At 73.9% G+C, this 15,213-nt stretch carries 14 protein-coding genes; 7 read left to right on the top strand and 7 right to left on the bottom strand.

The window, feature by feature from the left end; all coding sequences use genetic code 11:
* Positions 1-424: 424 nt before the first annotated feature.
* Entirely contained in the window at positions 425-1,933 is a 1,509-nt protein-coding gene (locus tag CTZ28_RS12465; protein WP_121889403.1) for a serine/threonine-protein kinase, read from the bottom strand.
* 299 nt (positions 1,934-2,232) lie between these two features.
* Here CTZ28_RS12465 and CTZ28_RS49505 point away from each other — a divergent pair, with 299 nt between their 5' ends.
* Complete coding sequence (locus CTZ28_RS49505; RefSeq protein WP_398655806.1) at positions 2,233-3,555, top strand: hypothetical protein; 1,323 nt, start codon at positions 2,233-2,235, stop codon at positions 3,553-3,555.
* Between the two features lie 133 nt (positions 3,556-3,688).
* A complete protein-coding gene (locus CTZ28_RS12455) occupies positions 3,689-4,699 on the top strand; it encodes a PP2C family protein-serine/threonine phosphatase (protein ID WP_121889592.1) in 1,011 nt (336 codons plus the stop codon).
* 338 nt (positions 4,700-5,037) lie between these two features.
* Here CTZ28_RS12455 and CTZ28_RS12450 read toward each other — a convergent pair whose 3' ends face one another.
* On the bottom strand, positions 5,038-5,448 hold the full coding sequence (locus CTZ28_RS12450) for an ArsR/SmtB family transcription factor (protein WP_121889402.1): 411 nt from the start codon (positions 5,446-5,448) through the stop codon (positions 5,038-5,040).
* Between the two features lie 67 nt (positions 5,449-5,515).
* Here CTZ28_RS12450 and CTZ28_RS12445 point away from each other — a divergent pair, with 67 nt between their 5' ends.
* Positions 5,516-6,079, top strand: coding sequence for a hypothetical protein (locus tag CTZ28_RS12445; protein WP_183154364.1), 564 nt, complete (start codon positions 5,516-5,518; stop codon positions 6,077-6,079).
* Positions 6,080-6,137: 58 nt separating this feature from the next.
* Here CTZ28_RS12445 and CTZ28_RS12440 read toward each other — a convergent pair whose 3' ends face one another.
* The 3 genes from CTZ28_RS12440 to CTZ28_RS12430 are packed head-to-tail and all read right to left on the bottom strand — an operon-like array spanning position 6,138 to position 9,651.
* A complete protein-coding gene (locus CTZ28_RS12440) occupies positions 6,138-8,657 on the bottom strand; it encodes an FtsX-like permease family protein (RefSeq protein WP_121889401.1) in 2,520 nt (839 codons plus the stop codon).
* Between the two features lie 2 nt (positions 8,658-8,659).
* A complete protein-coding gene (locus CTZ28_RS12435; RefSeq protein WP_121889400.1) occupies positions 8,660-9,418 on the bottom strand; it encodes an ABC transporter ATP-binding protein in 759 nt (252 codons plus the stop codon).
* Entirely contained in the window at positions 9,415-9,651 is a 237-nt protein-coding gene (locus tag CTZ28_RS12430; RefSeq protein WP_121889399.1) for a hypothetical protein, read from the bottom strand. Before CTZ28_RS12430 ends, CTZ28_RS12435 begins: the two co-directional genes overlap by 4 nt.
* A 186-nt stretch (positions 9,652-9,837) precedes the next feature.
* Between CTZ28_RS12430 and CTZ28_RS12425 the strand changes: the two genes are divergently transcribed.
* Both CTZ28_RS12425 and CTZ28_RS12420 read left to right on the top strand, forming a co-directional pair.
* The gene (locus CTZ28_RS12425) at positions 9,838-11,145 is read left to right on the top strand and encodes a sensor histidine kinase (protein WP_121889398.1); all 1,308 of its coding nucleotides are present in this window, start codon (positions 9,838-9,840) and stop codon (positions 11,143-11,145) included.
* An 80-nt stretch (positions 11,146-11,225) separates the two neighbouring features.
* Positions 11,226-11,885: a response regulator transcription factor gene (locus CTZ28_RS12420; protein WP_121889397.1), complete on the top strand. Its 660-nt coding sequence runs from the start codon at positions 11,226-11,228 to the stop codon at positions 11,883-11,885.
* 97 nt (positions 11,886-11,982) lie between these two features.
* Here CTZ28_RS12420 and CTZ28_RS12415 read toward each other — a convergent pair whose 3' ends face one another.
* Positions 11,983-12,687, bottom strand: a complete 705-nt coding sequence (locus tag CTZ28_RS12415) for a DUF5324 family protein (RefSeq protein WP_121889396.1) — start codon at positions 12,685-12,687, stop codon at positions 11,983-11,985.
* 342 nt (positions 12,688-13,029) lie between these two features.
* On the opposite strand from CTZ28_RS12415, the gene CTZ28_RS12410 reads away from it, so the two are divergent.
* Entirely contained in the window at positions 13,030-13,563 is a 534-nt protein-coding gene (locus CTZ28_RS12410; RefSeq protein WP_121889395.1) for a peptidylprolyl isomerase, read from the top strand.
* A gap of 112 nt (positions 13,564-13,675) precedes the next feature.
* Positions 13,676-14,566 (top strand): rhomboid family intramembrane serine protease, encoded by an 891-nt coding sequence (locus tag CTZ28_RS12405; protein ID WP_121889394.1) that lies wholly within the window; start codon positions 13,676-13,678, stop codon positions 14,564-14,566.
* 315 nt (positions 14,567-14,881) lie between these two features.
* Here CTZ28_RS12405 and crgA read toward each other — a convergent pair whose 3' ends face one another.
* Entirely contained in the window at positions 14,882-15,136 is a 255-nt protein-coding gene (gene crgA / locus CTZ28_RS12400; RefSeq protein WP_121889393.1) for a cell division protein CrgA, read from the bottom strand.
* Between the last annotated feature and the right edge of the window lie 77 nt (positions 15,137-15,213).

The following is a 15,213-nucleotide window of genomic DNA, read 5'->3' as shown; positions in this document are numbered from 1 at the left end:
GACGCACAGGGCCGCCGCGGTGAGCGCCAGGAGGGCCGCGGCGTATGAGCAGGCCGTGGCCAGGGCGCCGGGTGCCGCGGTCAGGCGGGGTGCGACAGCGGCCAGCAGGGCGGCGTGCCCGGTCGCGGCGGCCAGGGCCAGCAGGCGGACCGAGCCGTCACCGCGGTGCGGCAGGGGCGGCTCCCAGCCCAGCAGCGTCGCCAGCGCGGGCGGCCATACGAGCACGGTGCAGACCCCGAGCAGGGCGCAGCCGATCGTGGTGTTCATACGGGCACTCCGAAGGCATGGCGGCAGCGTGCCGACCGGACGTCCGGGCTCACCCCGTGGGGGATCCTAGCCGCCGCGTGCCCGCGGAATGGTGGAGATGTGCATCTCGTGTGCCGATGGGGTCAAGCGTGACGATATGGCGGGGTGGGCCTCCGGGTCAGTCCTCGTCCTTGTCGTCCTTGTCGCTCTTATCGTCCTTGTCGTCGTGGTCGTCGTGCTTCTTCTTCCCGTCCTTGTGTTCCGGCTTCTTCTCCGGCTGTCCGTCAGGAGTGCCGTCGCCGTCCGCGGAGCCGGCGGAGACGGAATCGGCGGAGAAGCCCGGGTCGGCGGGTGCGGTATCGGTGCCGGACAACGGGGCGGGGGCCGAACTGCGCGGTGTGTCGGGGCCGGAGGTCTCCGCCGCGCCGGAGTCCGGCGAGAACAGGGCCATGCCGATCAGCAGGGCGGCCACGAAGAGCACCGCCGCTGCGATGGTGCCCACCAGTTTCGGGCTGCGCGCGGCGAGATGGCGCAGTGCGGGCCGGCGGCGGCCACGTCCCCGGTGGGGCGAGGAGGCGTGGGTGCCGGAGGGCAGCGCGTAGGTGGTCGCGGGGCCCGGCTCGCCGGACAGGTGCCGCGCCTGGGCCGCACCCCCGGCGCCCGCCCGCCCCACCGCACCGGCGCCCTTCCGGCCGGCCGCTCCGCTGCTCTTCCGGCCGGCCGGGCCGGGCGCTGTCCGTCCGGCCGCCGCCGCGGGCCGCGATCGCGGCCCGGCCGTCGCGGTGGGACCGGAACCGGACCCGGGTGCCGCCCTGCCCCGGCGGGACGCGTGGCCACCGGTCTCCCGGGGGGTGGCGGGCGGCAGCGGTTCGCGGTGCCCGCGCCAGGAGTCCACGGCGAACCACTCGGCGACCTGGGGCGCGGTCGGCCGTGCCTCGGGCTGCTTGGCGAGCATGCCGAGCAGATAGTTCTCCAGCGCGGGCGGCATGTCGACGCCGAACTGCCGGGGCGGAGTGGGCGCGGTGTCGAGGTGGTGGTGGAGGATCGCGACCGCCGTGTCGGCCTCGAACGGCGGCCTTCCGATGAGGAGTTGGTAGAGCACACAGCCCAGGGAGTACACGTCCGACGGCGGTCCGGCGGGCCGGCCGAGGGCGCGTTCCGGGGCCAGATACAGGCTGGTGCCGACGATCTGTCCGGTCGCGGTGAGCCCGGCCGCCGGGTCGTCCATGAAACGGGCGATGCCGAAGTCGCCGATCTTCAGGCTGCCGTCGGCGGCGAGCAGAAGGTTGCCGGGCTTGATGTCCCGGTGCACGATGCCCTGTTCATGGGCGGCGGCAAGGCCGGCCGCGGCCTCGGCGGCGATGCGGGCCACCCGCTCGGGGGGCAGCGACCCCGCGGTGGACAGCACACGGGCGAGGCTGTCGCCCTCGACCAGTTCCATCACCAGGAACAGCCGGTCCTCGTGCGCGCCGAAGTCCAGCACCCCCACCACATGGGGGTGGTCGAGCCGGCCCGCGGTCTGCGCCTCCAGCCGGAAACGGGCGGTGGCGGTGGCGTCGGAGCTCTGGGACAGCAGGAACTTGATCGCCACGTCCGTGCCGAGCACCTCGTCCCGCGCTCGCCAGACCTCGCCCATCGCTCCCCGCCCCAGGGCGGTGTGCGGCCGATACCGACCCGCTATCAGCACCTGTGCTTCATCCTCACGCCGTTGGCCAACTCCTGGTCGCCGCAGGCCAACACCCTGTGCGTGGGGCGGTGTTGGTGGGGGAGCCGCAGCCTCCTCAGCCTACTTGCCGGTGCCGGCGGTCCGGTCCCGGCTCCGCCGCGGACGGCCCCCGGCGGGCCGCCCCGGGACCGTTCATGGGGACCGCTCCGGAGCCGACCCGGCCGCCGGGCTCGGACGATCTATACGATGGCGTCGGGAATGGGTGACGGGGGGGTCATTACGGGTGAGGGCGAGCCGAGCATGACGGACCACGGGCCTTCGTGAGCGCGGGCGGACACGGGCGACCGCGGGTCCTGCCGCTGCGCGCGGCGGCGTTCGTGGGCCGTACGCTGCGCGGCGAGTGGCAGGGCATCGTCGTCGATCCGCTGCGGCAGCTTCGGCGGCGCGGGCCGTTCGCGCTCTCGCTGGCGTTCCTGGCCGCGTTCGGTGTCATCTTCTTCCACGACCTCGCGCAGCGGCCGACGGGTGCGCTGGTGGTGTGGCGGCTGGGTGGTGTCACGGCCGACCTGCCGCTGTGGCTGGCCCTGCTGCGTACGCCGGTGTCCCTGTACGTACCCGCCCTCGACCTGCCGGTGTGGGCGGGCATCACCCAGCTGTTCCTCGCGTTCGCGCTGGCCGAACTCGCGCTGGGCCGGGCCCGCACGCTGGCGGTGGCGTACGCGACGACGCTGGCCGGCACCCTGACGGTACGGGTGATGATCGCGCTCGGGCCGGGGCGGTGGGGGCTGGGGCTGCCGCCCGAGGCCGGGCAGGTGCTCGACACCGGGCCGTCCGCCGCGGTGGTGGGCCTGTTCACCTATATCTCCGTCGTCCGGCGGGCCCCGGTGGTGTTCGTCCTGACCGGCGGGTCGATGGTGTGGGAGTCGATCGCCGTACCCAACCTGGCGGGCCGCGAGCACCTGATCGCGGTCGCCGCCGCGATCGTCCTCGGCCTCCTGCACGGACACCGGCCGCAGTGGCCCGGCACCCGCTTCCGCTTCCGCCTCCGGCGCGCATCTGCCCGGGCCGGGACGCCCGCGACGGAACCGGACGGGCCCGCCGGGTCTGGGGCTGGGTCCGTGGGGGCCGGGGGCGAGCCTGCCGGGTCTGGGGCTGGGTCCGTGGGGGCCGGGGGCGAGCCTGCCGGGTCTGGGGCTGGGCCCGTGGGAGCCGGGGGCGATCCTGCCGGGGCCGCGGCCGAGCCGGCCGGGCTCGCGGCCCTCAAGGCGGGCGCCTCCGGTGAGGCCGGGGCCGGCCTGGCGGGCCCGCGTACGGGGGCAGGGGCCTTCGTGGCGGACGGGGACCTGTGCGCCGGGGACGTGTGCGCCAAGGGCGAGACCGCCCCCGCGGATGCGCCTATGTCCGCCGGTAGCCGCGGTGCGCGCCCGCGCACCGTCGATGCCTCCGCCATGCCTCCGGCGGCTCCCGACTCGAATCCACCCGCTTGTTCCGCGCCCTTGTCGCACCCCGATGCTCCCCCTGCGGTGTCCCCCACACACTCACCGTCGTCCCCCGCGTCCCCAGGAGCCCCGGCCGCGTCAGCGGAACCACCCGGATCTCCCGACTCCGTGAGCGACGGGCGGTGTGGTCCGATCCTGAATTGAGTTCTGCACCCTGGAGGCCGATGCACAGGTCTGTCACGATGATCCTGCTCGGCGTCGAGCGTGGAGGGGGAGGGAGGGTCCGGTGCCGGAGAAGGACGAGACTGCGCGGCGCCGCCGTCCGACGGTGCTCGCCATGCTGCCGTTCGTGACGATGGCCGCGGTCGCCGTCGCCGATCTCGTCACCAGTCCGTCACTGGGTTTTCTGCCGCTGATCTCGGTCGGGCCCGCGTTCGCGCCGCTCGTGGGCGGCTGGCGGCGCACCGCCTGCATCGGCGTGATAGCCCTGCTCCTCTCCGCCGGGCTGGGCTGGTGCAACGACCTGGTCGACGCCCGGCGCGGCTATATGGCCATCGCCTCCGTCATCGGGGTCACGGTGGCCGGGCTGGTCGCCGTGTCGATGCGGCAGCGGCGGGAGGCGGAGCTGGACAGCTTCCGGTCGATCGCGGAGGCGGCCCAGCGGGTGCTGCTCAAGCCGGTGCCGCGGCTGGCCGGGGATCTGCGGGTGGCGGTCTCCTACATGTCCGCGGTCGCCGAGGCCCGGATCGGGGGCGATCTGTACGAGGTGGTCGCCTTCCCCGGCGGGGTGCGGGTGATCGTGGGGGACGTGCAGGGCAAGGGACTTGAGGCGGTGGAGACCGCGGCCGTGGTCCTCGGCGCGTTCCGTGAGGCCGCGCCCGACGAGGCGGACCTGGTGCAGGTGGGGCGGCGGCTGGAGCGGGCCGTCGACCGGCAGTTGGACGGTGAGAAGTTCGTCACCGCGATCCTGGCCGAGGTGAGCGACGAGCGGGTCACGTTCCTCAACTTCGGGCACCCCGCTCCCATGCTGATCCGCGCCGAGGGCACGGTGGACCTTCCCGAGCCGCCGGCGTACGCGCTGCCGCTGGGGCTGGGCGCGCACGGAACGGAGCCGCCGGAGCCCTTCCAGGCCGACTTCCTCGTGGGGGACCAACTGCTGCTGTACACGGACGGGGTGACCGAGGCGCGGGACGCCGACGGGCGCTTCTATCCGCTGCCGGACCGTGCCCACCTGCTCAAGGAGCGGGATGCGGAGGCCGCTCTGGAGACCCTGCGCCAGGACCTGCTGCAGCATGTCTGCGGCCCCCTCCAGGACGACGCCGCCATGCTGCTGCTGCGCTACCGGTGACGTGGCCGCCGGCCGGACGCGGCGGGCGCCGAGCGGCAGCCCCTCCCCGCCCGCACTGCCTCCTGCGTACGAGCTGACGTCCACGGGGGGTCCCGGGGCGCGGCCCCTTGCGCCGGGCGCGGTCGCGGACGGCGATCCGGGCCGGGTGTCCCCGGCCGGCACCAGCCGGTCCGACCGGAGAAGCGCACCCCGGTCAACACCCCGTTGCAGCCCGCGAGTGCGGACGGTCTGTCGGGCCTCGCGGAGACGGTGCTGCGCCGCGGCGGGCGCCGGGACGCCGGGACGCCGGGACGCCGGGACGTCGGGGCGCCGGGACGTCGGGGCGCCGGGACCTCGGGTCAGTGTCCTGGGGCGGGGCGCGGGGTGCGGGCCGGGGTGCGGGCTTCCTGGAGGGCGGGCTCCGGTCGGCGGACGGGCTCCGGGGACGCGGCGGTGTCCGCCAGGGCGGCCTCGTCGGCGGCCAGGACCGCGCTCTCCAGGAGCGCCCGCACCCGTGGCCCCGCGGCCCGGTAGTAGATGCGGGTGCCCTCGCGCCGGGAGAGCACCAGGCCCAGCGCGCGCAGCTTCGCCAGGTGCTGGGAGGTGGCCGCGACATGGGCCCCGATCAGCTCGGCGAGCCGGCTGACCGGCAGTTCCCGCTCGCTCAGCGCCCACAGCAGCCGGTAGCGCGACGGGTCGGCGACCGCTTTGAGAACGGACACCGACCGCTCGGCCCGTTCCTCGTCCCACGACGCTACTTGCGCTCTCATGCAAGTATGCTAACCGCTGCCGCGCATCGGCGGCGTTGGAGAGGTCCCCGCACATCGGAGCCGATACGTGACCAGTGAGCAGCAGGGCGGCGACGGAGCGTCCGAGGATCCCGCCGGCCCGCCGTCCGTTCCGGACGACGTGTGGGAGAAGTTCCTCCGGGACAGCGAGGGCGCGATCCATGTCTCGGGCGCCCCCAGGGAGCCGTCCGCCAGGGAACGGATGACCCCGCAGACACCGGCACGAGCACCGGCACGGGCACCGGGGCCGGCGGTCGGTGAACTCTGGCAGCGGGAGGAGCCGCGCACCGGCCCGGCCTGGCAGGAACTGGACGGACGGGCCAAGGCCCGCCGCCTGGGCCGGGTGCTCGGCGCGGTCGCGGTGACCGCCCTGATCCTGGTGGCGGTCCGTCCCGGCACCACGGGCGGCCCGGCGGGTGATCCGGGGACGACGGTGGAGCAGTCGGTCGACCTCCCGGAGGAACTGCCCTCGGCCACCAGCAGCCCCGCCCCGCCGTCCGAGGACGGTGAGGCGGGCGGTGAGGCGGTCCCCGTCGGCGAGGCGGACGGGGCGGGCGAGGCGGGCCGGGAGGACGGTGCGGGCCCGCACCTCGGCACCGGACGACGTACCTGAGCGGTCCCCTCCCGTTCTCCCCGTCCGCCTCGCCGTTCCCGCCTCCGCCCGCCGTCCGTCAGGCGGCGCGGAGCGTCTCGGCGGGCGCGTGGCGCAGGGTGCGCCGGGTGGGGAGTTCCACCGTGGCGAAGGCCGTCACCACGACCGTGATCGCGGCGGCGGGCAGCAGCCACAGCGGACCCGCCGGCCAGGGACGGCCGAGGAAGCCCTGGCCCAGCAGGGCGAGCGGAAGGGCGGACAGCAGCACACCGGAGGCGAGCGCCGCCGCGGCGATCACCGCGGCCTCGCGGCGCATCATCGACCGGATCTGCCGGGGCGTCGTACCGACCAGGCGCAGCGCGGCGATCTCGGTGCGCCGCTGGGCGGTGGCGGCGACGAGCTTGTTGGCGATGCTGAGCAGCAGATAGCCGAGCAGGACCACGATGGTCGCCAGGTTGATCCACACCTCCGGCGGGGCGTCGTCGCCGCCGTCCGCCGAGCCGGACCCGCCGAGGACGAGACCGGGCCGGGACGCGGTGAACGCCGCGAGCGTGCGATCGGCCGCCGCCGAGCCGTCCGTACGGACCAGGATGCTCTGCTGCGGCCCCGTCGTGGTGTGCCCGGCGGCCAGATCACGGGAGAGGACCACCGAGCCGAAGCCGAGCCCGCGCTCGTACACGGCGGCCACCCGGGCGTCGACCGGTGTGCCGTCGCCGAGAACCAGCCGCACCCGGTCGCCCCGCGCTACGCCGCGGAAGCGGGCCGCGTCGGAGCTGACGGCGACGGTACGGCCGGTGAGCGCGGACAGATCGCCCTCGGTCACGTCCAGGTCCAGCACGCCGGCCGCGTCCGGGGCCAGCACCAGCGCCGAGGCGGCTTCGGCCGCCGGCTCGCCGAACTCCTCGTACTGCCACACCACCGTGGTCGTGCCGAGCGGTGCCGCCGCCCGCACGCCCGGCAGCCCTCGTACGGCGTCGAGCGTCCCGTCCGCCACGGTGCCCTGGCCCGGCACGCTCAGCCGGTACTGGCCGAGGGTCCCGGCGCGGGTGTCGGCGTCGGTGGCGGCGAGCACGGTGGTCTGCGTCAGGGTGTAGGTCAGCACGAACACGACCGCCATGGCGAGCGGGCTGACCACGCCGGCGATCCGCAGGGCGTAGGCGCGGATGTTGGCCAGCGCCAGCCAGGTCGGCGCGGCGGTATCGGGCCGCAGCCGCCGCACCGCCGCCGATCCGGCACGGGCGACCAGGGCCGGCCCGGCCAGCGCCAGGCCGATCGCCGAGATGATGCCGGCGAGGGAGGTGGTGGTGGCTCCGAGCACGGTCCGCGACAGCAGCGGCCCCACCGACAGCACGCACGCGGCGGCGATCAGCAGCAGACCGGCGCGGGTCCGCGCCCGCGAGGGGCGGCGCGGCTCGCTGCGCGACTCGGCGACCGCCTCCGTGGCCGCCATCCGCGAGGTCCGCCAGGCCGCGGTCCGGGCGGAGAGCTGGACCACCGCGAGCATCAGCAGCACCGCGGCGAGAGCGGGCAACGGACTGACGCTGAGCGGGAGGTCCGGGGACAGCACGCCACGGTCCGCCAGCAGCTGCCGGAACTGCCCGGCCAGCAGGTGGCCGAGGCCCACTCCGGGCACCAGGGCCGCGGCCGCGACCACCGTCGACTGGGCGCCGGCCAGCCGGCGGATCTGCTTCGGGGTGGCCCCCACCGCCCGCATCAGCGCCAGGTCACGGCGCTGCCCGGCGATGCACACACCCAGCGCGCCCGCCGTGACGAACCCGGTGACCAGCAGCACGATCCCGGAGAGCGAGCCGGCGAGCAGGATCAGCAGCGAGCGCGAGGCGTCCGCGCCCGGCGACACGGCCACGCCCACGTCCGCTCCGGTACGGACCTTCAGCCCGCTGTCCGCGACCTGCTCGCGCACCGCGTCGGCGACCCGGTCGCGCGCGTCCGGTTCGGTGGTCAGCCCGACCAGGTCCACGCTCCCCGTACGGCCCGACAGGGCTGTGGCCGTGGCGTCGGCGACATACACCCCGGCGCCCGGCGCGGTCACCACCGCCGAGACGCGGTAGGCGGTGGCGAGCCGGTCGCCCGCGAGGATCCGCACCCGGTCACCGACGCCGACCCCGGCCGCGGCGGCCAGTTCGGCGGAGACGGCGGCCTCGGCGGAGCCGGTCGGTGCCCGGCCCTCGACCCGCGCATGCGCGAGCAGCCGGGTCGAGGACCAGCCGTGTCCGGCGGGTCCGGGGTCCGCGGCCGGTACGACCCTGCCGTGGGCGTCGACGAGCGAGACGGGGAAACCGACGTCCCCGACCGCCTTGGTGACCCCCGGCAGCCCGGCGAGCCGGTCCACCAGCTCAGCCGGGATCCTGGCCCGCTCGGGCAGGGCGACCGGCAGGTCCCCCGGCGGGTGGAACTCCTGGTCGGCGCCGACCACCAGGTCCGCGCCGGCGAGCCGGCCCGGGGACAGATGCGAGCGCAGACCGGTCTCGGCCAGCACACCCGTGGCGGTGACCAGTGCCCCGCCGCCCAGCACGGCGCACGCCACGGCCAGCAGGGCGGCGATGCGATGGGCGGCCATACGGACAGCGAGGTGCAGCATGGCTAGCGCTCTCCCAACGTGACGAGGCGGTCGGCCAGTTCGGGTGCGGTGGGGGCGTCCAGGGAGTCGACGACGCTGCCGTCGGCCATCACCAGCGCCCGGTGGGCGCGGGCCGCGGCGGCCGGGTCGTGGGTGACCATCACGACGGTCTGGCCCAGCTCGTCGACCAGGTCGCGCAGCAGGTCCAGCACCTGGTGGGCGCTGCGCAGGTCCAGTGCGCCGGTCGGCTCGTCGGCGAAGACGACGGCGGGCCGGGCCGCGAGCGCCCGCACCACGGCGGCCCGCTGCTGCTGGCCGCCGGACAGCTCGGCCGGGCGGTGGCCGAGCCGGTCGGCCAGCCCGACCCGCTCCACCAGGATCCGCAGCCAGTCCCGGTCGGGGCGCCGGCCGGCCAGCCGCAGCGGCAGCGTGATGTTGTCCTCGACGCTCAGCGAGGGGATCAGGTTGTAGGCCTGGAAGACGAAGCCGACGCGTTCCCGGCGCAGTTCGGTGCGGCGGGTCTCGTTCAGCCCGGCAATCTCACGGCCGTCGATGCGGACGCTGCCCGTGGTCGGGGTGTCCAGCCCGGCGGCACAGTGCATCAGGGTGCTCTTGCCGGAGCCGGACGGCCCCATCACGGCGAGGAAGGTGCCGTGGCCGACGGTGAGCGAGACGTTGTCGAGGGCGCGGACGCCACCGTCGTACGTCTTGGTCACCTGCTCCAGTGCGATGGCGGGGGTGCCCAGCGCGGCGCGGGCGGCCGGATCGGTGGTGGTGGTCATCGCCGGCCCCGCAGCCGCAGCATGACGAGGCCGGTCACGCAGGCCGCGGTGACCAGGCCGCAGGCCAGGCTCACGGCGGTGGCGGCACCGGCCAGTGAGGTCACCGTGTTGGCGGTGGCGCTCAGCACCAGGAGCAGCCACAGCAGGGCGCGGCCGACCCGGGGCGACTCGGGCCGCGGGCCGCCCTCATGGGCGGGGCCTCGGGTGAGGCGATAGGGGTCGTTGTCCGGCATTCTGGGCTCCTCCGGGGGGGACTCGCTCGTCGGCTTCCGTCACTCCAGGACGCTACGGAGCGGAGCCCCTCCGGGCCGATCCCGTGAGCCGCCCGGTCGGAGGTACAGCAGGCTGTACTTTCCGCCCGCGGACCCGCCGTCCGTCCCGTCGCCGTCGTAGGGTCGGCGGCGAGCGGGGAGGCAGGGATGAGAACAGACAGCACCACCACACCGGACGCCGCGGCGGGCGGCGACACGGTCCCCGGGAACACCACCGGGACCGGGCCCAAAGACATCGCCGTACGGACCGCCCTGGCCGCGTTCGTCGCGCTCGAACAGCTCGTCGGGGGCCTCGGCACGGCGGTGCTCGCGCTGGGTGTGCTGCTGTGGCTCGTGCTCAGCGCGGTCACCGTGCCGATCGGCGTGGGACTGCTCCTCGCCATCGGCGCACTGCGCGCGCTGCACCGCCTGGCCCGCCGGGAACGCGAGCGGCTGGGCCGCTGGGGACCTGAGGTCGTGGCCCCCGACCCGCCCCCGGCCGGGCTGCGCGCCGCGCTCTCCGACCCCACCACGCGCCGCGAGCTGCGCTGGCTCGCCCGGCACGGCACCCTCGGTCTGCTGCTGGGCCTGGCCGGGCTCCTGCTGCCCATCTCCGCCGTGCGGGACGTGACCTTCCCGCTGTGGTGGCGGCTCCTCCCGAGCGACGCGACGAGTACGTCCCTGGGGTTCGGGGTCGCGCACTCCTGGACGGCGGCAGCCTCCGTGTCCCTCCTCGGCGTGGCCTGGGCCGCCGTCATCCTGGGCCTGACACCCGGCATGGCCGGGCTGCAGGCCCGGCCCGGCCGGAGCCTGCTCGCCGTCGGCCCGGACACCGACCTCTCCCTGCGCGTCGCCGAGCTGACCGCGACCCGCGCCGCCGCGCTCGACGCCCACGCCACCGAACTGCGCCGCATCGAGCGTTCGTTGCACGACGGCACCCAGAACCGGATCGTCACCGTGACCGTGCTGCTCGGGGCCGCCCGCCGCATGGTCGCCCGGGACCCGTCCGGCGCCGAGGAACTCCTGGAACGCGCGCAGTCCGCCGCCGAGCAGGCGCTGGCGGAGCTGCGCACCGTCTCCCGGAGCATCCTGCCGCCGGTGCTCGCCGACCGGGGGCTCGCCGGCGCCCTGTCCGGCCTCGCCGCGAACTGCGCCGTGCCGTGCCGCACCGACGTCGAGGCGCCACAGCGCTGCGCCGCGTCCGTGGAGGCCACCGCCTACTTCGTCGTGGCCGAGGCACTGACCAATATCGCCAAGCACAGCGGAGCCGCGTCGGCGGCCGTGACGGTACGCGCCCGGGGCGGACGGCTGTTCCTGCGGATCGAGGACGACGGCCGGGGCGGCGCGGACGAGGACGAGGGCTCCGGACTCACCGGCATCCGGCGCCGCGTCGCCGCGCACGACGGTACGCTCACCGTGGCCAGCCCGCCGGGCGGACCCACCGTCCTCGAAGTGGACCTGCCCGCCGGATCCTGACCACCTTCAGCCGTGGACAGTGAGCCGTTGGCCGGGCCGGCCTGACAGTGACCTGTGGATCGTGACAGGCGGATCGTGACATGCGGATCGTGATAGCCGAGGATGACCCGTTGCTGCGCGAGGGCCTAGCCCTGCTGCTGCGCGCGGAGTCCCTCGACGTGGTGGCCACCACGGGTACCCCCGACGGCGTCCTGGACGCCATCGACCAGCACAAGCCCGACGTGGCCATCCTCGACGTACGGATGCCGCCCACGCACACCGACGAGGGCATCCGCGCGGCCGTCGAGGCCCGCCGCAGACGGCCCGACCTGGCCGTCCTCGTGCTGTCCGCCTACGTCGAGCAGTCCTTCGCCACCGAACTGCTCACCGGCGGGGTGGGCGGCCTCGGCTATCTCCTGAAGGAGCGGGTGGGACGGGTCGAGGAGTTCCTGGCCGCGCTCGGCCGAGTGGCCGACGGCGGCACCGCCATCGACCCCGAGGTGGTCGCCCAGCTCTTCACCCGCTCCCGGCAGGACACCCGGCTGGAGCGGCTCAGTCCCCGTGAGCACGAGGTGCTGGCGCTGATGGCCGAGGGGCTGGGCAACGGGGCCATCGCCGAGCGGCTCGTCGTCACCGAGGGCGCGGTCCACAAGCACATCCGCAGCATCTTCGCGAAGCTCGACCTCGCCCCCACCGACCGGGTCGACCGGCGGGTGGCCGCCGTTCTGCACTATCTGGAGGACAGCCGCCGACGGGCCTGACCCGCCCCCGTCCTGACCGCCCCATGCAGATGTTTCACGTGAAACGCGGGCGTGGGGCGGAAGACCCGGATGTCTCCCGCCCCACGGATGCCGGACGTCAGCCCTCGTCGTCGTCCCTGGTGAACCGGTCCTCGGCCTCCTTGGCCTGGACCTCGGGGTCGAGGACCGAGGCGTCGGGGCTGCCGTCCACCGAACTCAGCCGGTTCGACTCGGGGGCATCGGTCGCGGCGGGCGGCTCGACCAGCCAGTCGGGGTTGGCCTGCTTGTCCCACCACTTCCAGGCGGCGAAGGCGCCACCGGCCAGCACGCCGACCAGAGCCACCACCTTCGCCACACGGCCGGCCTTCGCCCGCCGCTCATGCTTGCGGACCAGCTTCTGGATCTCCTTGGGTGAGACCTGGCCGCGCAGCGCGGCCAGCGCGGCGGCACTGCGGGCGGCGGCCTCGTCGCGGACCGGTCCCGCCGCGGCGACGGCCTGCTCGATCCTCGGCCGCGAGTACTCGGCGGCCTGCCGGGCCGCCCTACGGGTACGGACGGCCGCGTCGTGCGCCGCCTGGTCCATCTTCGGTGGCACGTGGGAGCGCGCCTGTTCCAGACGCGGAGCAAGCCGGGCGTCGTAGTGGACGCGGGCCTGTTCGGCTGCCTGCGACATCACGGGCGCGAGCCGTACGCGTGCCTCCTGCGCGTAGTACGCGGCACGCTCCTTGGCCGTGTCGGCGTAGGGCGCCACCACTTCCGCGGCGTGCAGCACGCTGTCTTTCGCCGAGCCGGTCGCGGCGCGCACGCTGTCGATGCGGGTCACGGGATCCTCCTCCTCGGTGGCGTACGGTATTTCGACTTTCCACCCTTTTCACGATCATGCCTGCCCGCGCGCCGCGGGGCATGCGGGACGCGCATACGGGTGCCGATCCACCCGATCAAGAGCAAGAACGGGCGAATCACGAATTCTGGTCAACGGGAGCTTGTCGTCGACAATGCCACGGATCGCCGCCCTGCGCTTCCGGCCCGAGAGGACCCGAGGGGACCGGAAGGTTTTTCGCGAGCGATTCGTGCAGATGCAGGCGCGTCCATGAGCGTCGGGCGACGCAGGGGCCGTGCCGTGCGAGGATCGGAGGAGTCACACGCAGACAACGGAAGGCAGATCGTGGCCGAGCAGCTTTACGCCACCCTGAAGACCAACCACGGCGACATCGAGGTCCGGCTGTTTCCGAACCACACGCCGAAGACGGTCAAGAACTTCGTCGAACTCGCACAGGGCGAGCGGGCGTGGAAGCACCCGGAGACCGGCGCGACGAGCCAGGACAGGCTCTATGACGGAACGATCTTCCACCGGATCATCAGCGGCTTCATGATCCAGGGCGGGGACCCGCTGGGCACCGGCATCGGCGGCCCCGGATACGAGTTCGAGGACGAGTTCCACCCGGACCTGTCCTTCAACAAGCCGTACCTGCTCGCCATGGCCAACGCCGGTCCGAACACCAACGGCTCGCAGTTCTTCATCACGGTCGGCCCGACCACCTGGCTGAACCGCAAGCACACCATCTTCGGCGAGGTCACCGACCCGGCCAGCCAGAAGGTCGTGGACGCCATCGCCGGTGTCCCGACCAGCCGGCCGAACGACCGGCCGGTCAACGACGTCGTCCTCGAGTCGGTCGTCATCGAGAAGCGCGAGGGCTGAGCCGCCCCGCTTCCCGGCAGCGCTCCGGTTCCCCCGCAGGGAACCAAACGCCCCGCTCGTCCGTAAGGATGAGCGGGGCGGTGTATTGCCCAGGACCGATCGAGGGGACCCCATGGACCAGGCCACAGGCCGCGCGCAGGACGCCCAGAGCCTGCCCGTGTGCTACCGGCACCCGGAACGTGAGACCGGCATCCGCTGCACCCGCTGTGAGCGCCCGATCTGCCCGGAGTGCATGGTCAGTGCGTCTGTGGGCTTCCAGTGCCCCGACTGCGTCCGGGGCGGCTCCGGCACCGGACACTCCCCGGCCGCCGCCCAGCCCCGTACCCTCGCGGGCGGCACCATGACGGCCGATCCCCGGCTGGTCACCAAGGTCCTGATCGGTCTCAACCTGGCCTTCTTCCTGGTCCAGCAGGCCGTCGGCGAGCGGTTCACCAACCAGTTCGAGCTGGTCGGCCAGGCCTCCTACCACCTTCTCGGCCCGATCGAGGGCGTCGCGGAGGGCCAGTACTACCGCCTGCTGACCGCGATGTTCCTGCACGGCAGCTTCATCCACATCCTGTTCAACATGCTCAGCCTGTGGTGGATCGGCGGTCCGCTGGAGGCGGCCCTCGGCCGGGCCCGCTATCTGGCGCTCTACTTCGTCTCCGGGCTGGCCGGCAGCGCGCTCAGCTATCTCCTCGCCGCGCCCAACCAGCCCTCGCTGGGCGCCTCCGGAGCGATCTTCGGACTGTTCGGCGCCACGGCCGTCCTGCTGCGCCGGCTCAACTACGACATGCGCCCGGTCCTCGCCCTGCTGGTGATCAACCTGATCATCACCTTCAACCCGGGCTTCAACATCGCCTGGCAGGCACACATCGGCGGCCTGGTGGCCGGCGTCGTCACCGGTTACGCCATGGTGCACGCCCCCCGGAAGAACCGGGCGCTGATCCAGTACGGCACCTGCGCCCTGGTGCTGGTGGTGGTCGTGGCCATGACCGTGATCAGAACGACTCAGCTGGCGTGATCGGAACGTCCCGGCCGAGCTGACCTGGACCCCTCCGCCCAGCCGATACCAAACCGTTGTCCACAGCGTGTGCCGGATCTTGTGCACAGCGTGGGGGAACAGCTGTGCCCCCTGTCACCCAGGTGTGTTTTCCCAGGTCGGACAGGGGGCGAACAGACTTGCGGTGACCGGTAGGTCAGTCACACCGGCGTCAACACTCGATGAGTTATCCACAGATCGTCGTCTTTTCCCCAGGGGGATGTGGAAACGACCCCAGGCCTGTGGATAACTCAGCGGATAGCCCTGGGCAGAGCTGTGTTCACCGGAGAGCGGCGGTTACTTCCACTGGGTGGAGACGCCGAACCCGGCCGCGATGAAGCCGAAACCGACCACGATGTTCCAGTTGTCCAGTGAGTCGACGGGCAGTGAGCCGTCGGTCACGTAGAAGACGACGATCCAGGCCAGACCGATCAGGAACATGGCCAGCATCACGGGGGCGACCCACCCGCGGCTGTTCAGCTTGATGGCGGTCGCCTGCTTCGCCGGCGGCGGCGTGTAGTCGGCCTTCTTGCGGATACGTGACTTCGGCACGAGGGTCTCTCCTGTCGATGCGCTGCGTGGCCGCGCAGGTATCTGGATCGGGCTCCGGGCAGCGTACAAGGGGACAC

Source organism: Streptomyces shenzhenensis (genome assembly GCF_003688995.1).
Classification (GTDB): Bacteria; Actinomycetota; Actinomycetes; order Streptomycetales; family Streptomycetaceae; genus Streptomyces; species Streptomyces shenzhenensis_A.
Note: the sequence above shows the minus strand (reverse complement) of the source record. Positions and strands in the feature narration are given on the sequence as shown.

Excerpts from the sequence above, each read along its gene's own strand:
- CTZ28_RS12455 (WP_121889592.1), top strand. The coding sequence starts at position 3,689 with ATGCTGCCGTTCGTGACGATGGCCGCGGTCGCCGTCGCCGATCTCGTC.
- CTZ28_RS12450 (WP_121889402.1), bottom strand. The coding sequence starts at position 5,448 with ATGAGAGCGCAAGTAGCGTCGTGGGACGAGGAACGGGCCGAGCGGTCG.
- CTZ28_RS12440 (WP_121889401.1), bottom strand. The coding sequence starts at position 8,657 with ATGCTGCACCTCGCTGTCCGTATGGCCGCCCATCGCATCGCCGCCCTG.
- CTZ28_RS12435 (WP_121889400.1), bottom strand. The coding sequence starts at position 9,418 with ATGACCACCACCACCGATCCGGCCGCCCGCGCCGCGCTGGGCACCCCC.
- CTZ28_RS12430 (WP_121889399.1), bottom strand. The coding sequence starts at position 9,651 with ATGCCGGACAACGACCCCTATCGCCTCACCCGAGGCCCCGCCCATGAG.
- CTZ28_RS12425 (WP_121889398.1), top strand. The coding sequence starts at position 9,838 with ATGAGAACAGACAGCACCACCACACCGGACGCCGCGGCGGGCGGCGAC.
- CTZ28_RS12420 (WP_121889397.1), top strand. The coding sequence starts at position 11,226 with ATGCGGATCGTGATAGCCGAGGATGACCCGTTGCTGCGCGAGGGCCTA.
- CTZ28_RS12405 (WP_121889394.1), top strand. The coding sequence starts at position 13,676 with ATGGACCAGGCCACAGGCCGCGCGCAGGACGCCCAGAGCCTGCCCGTG.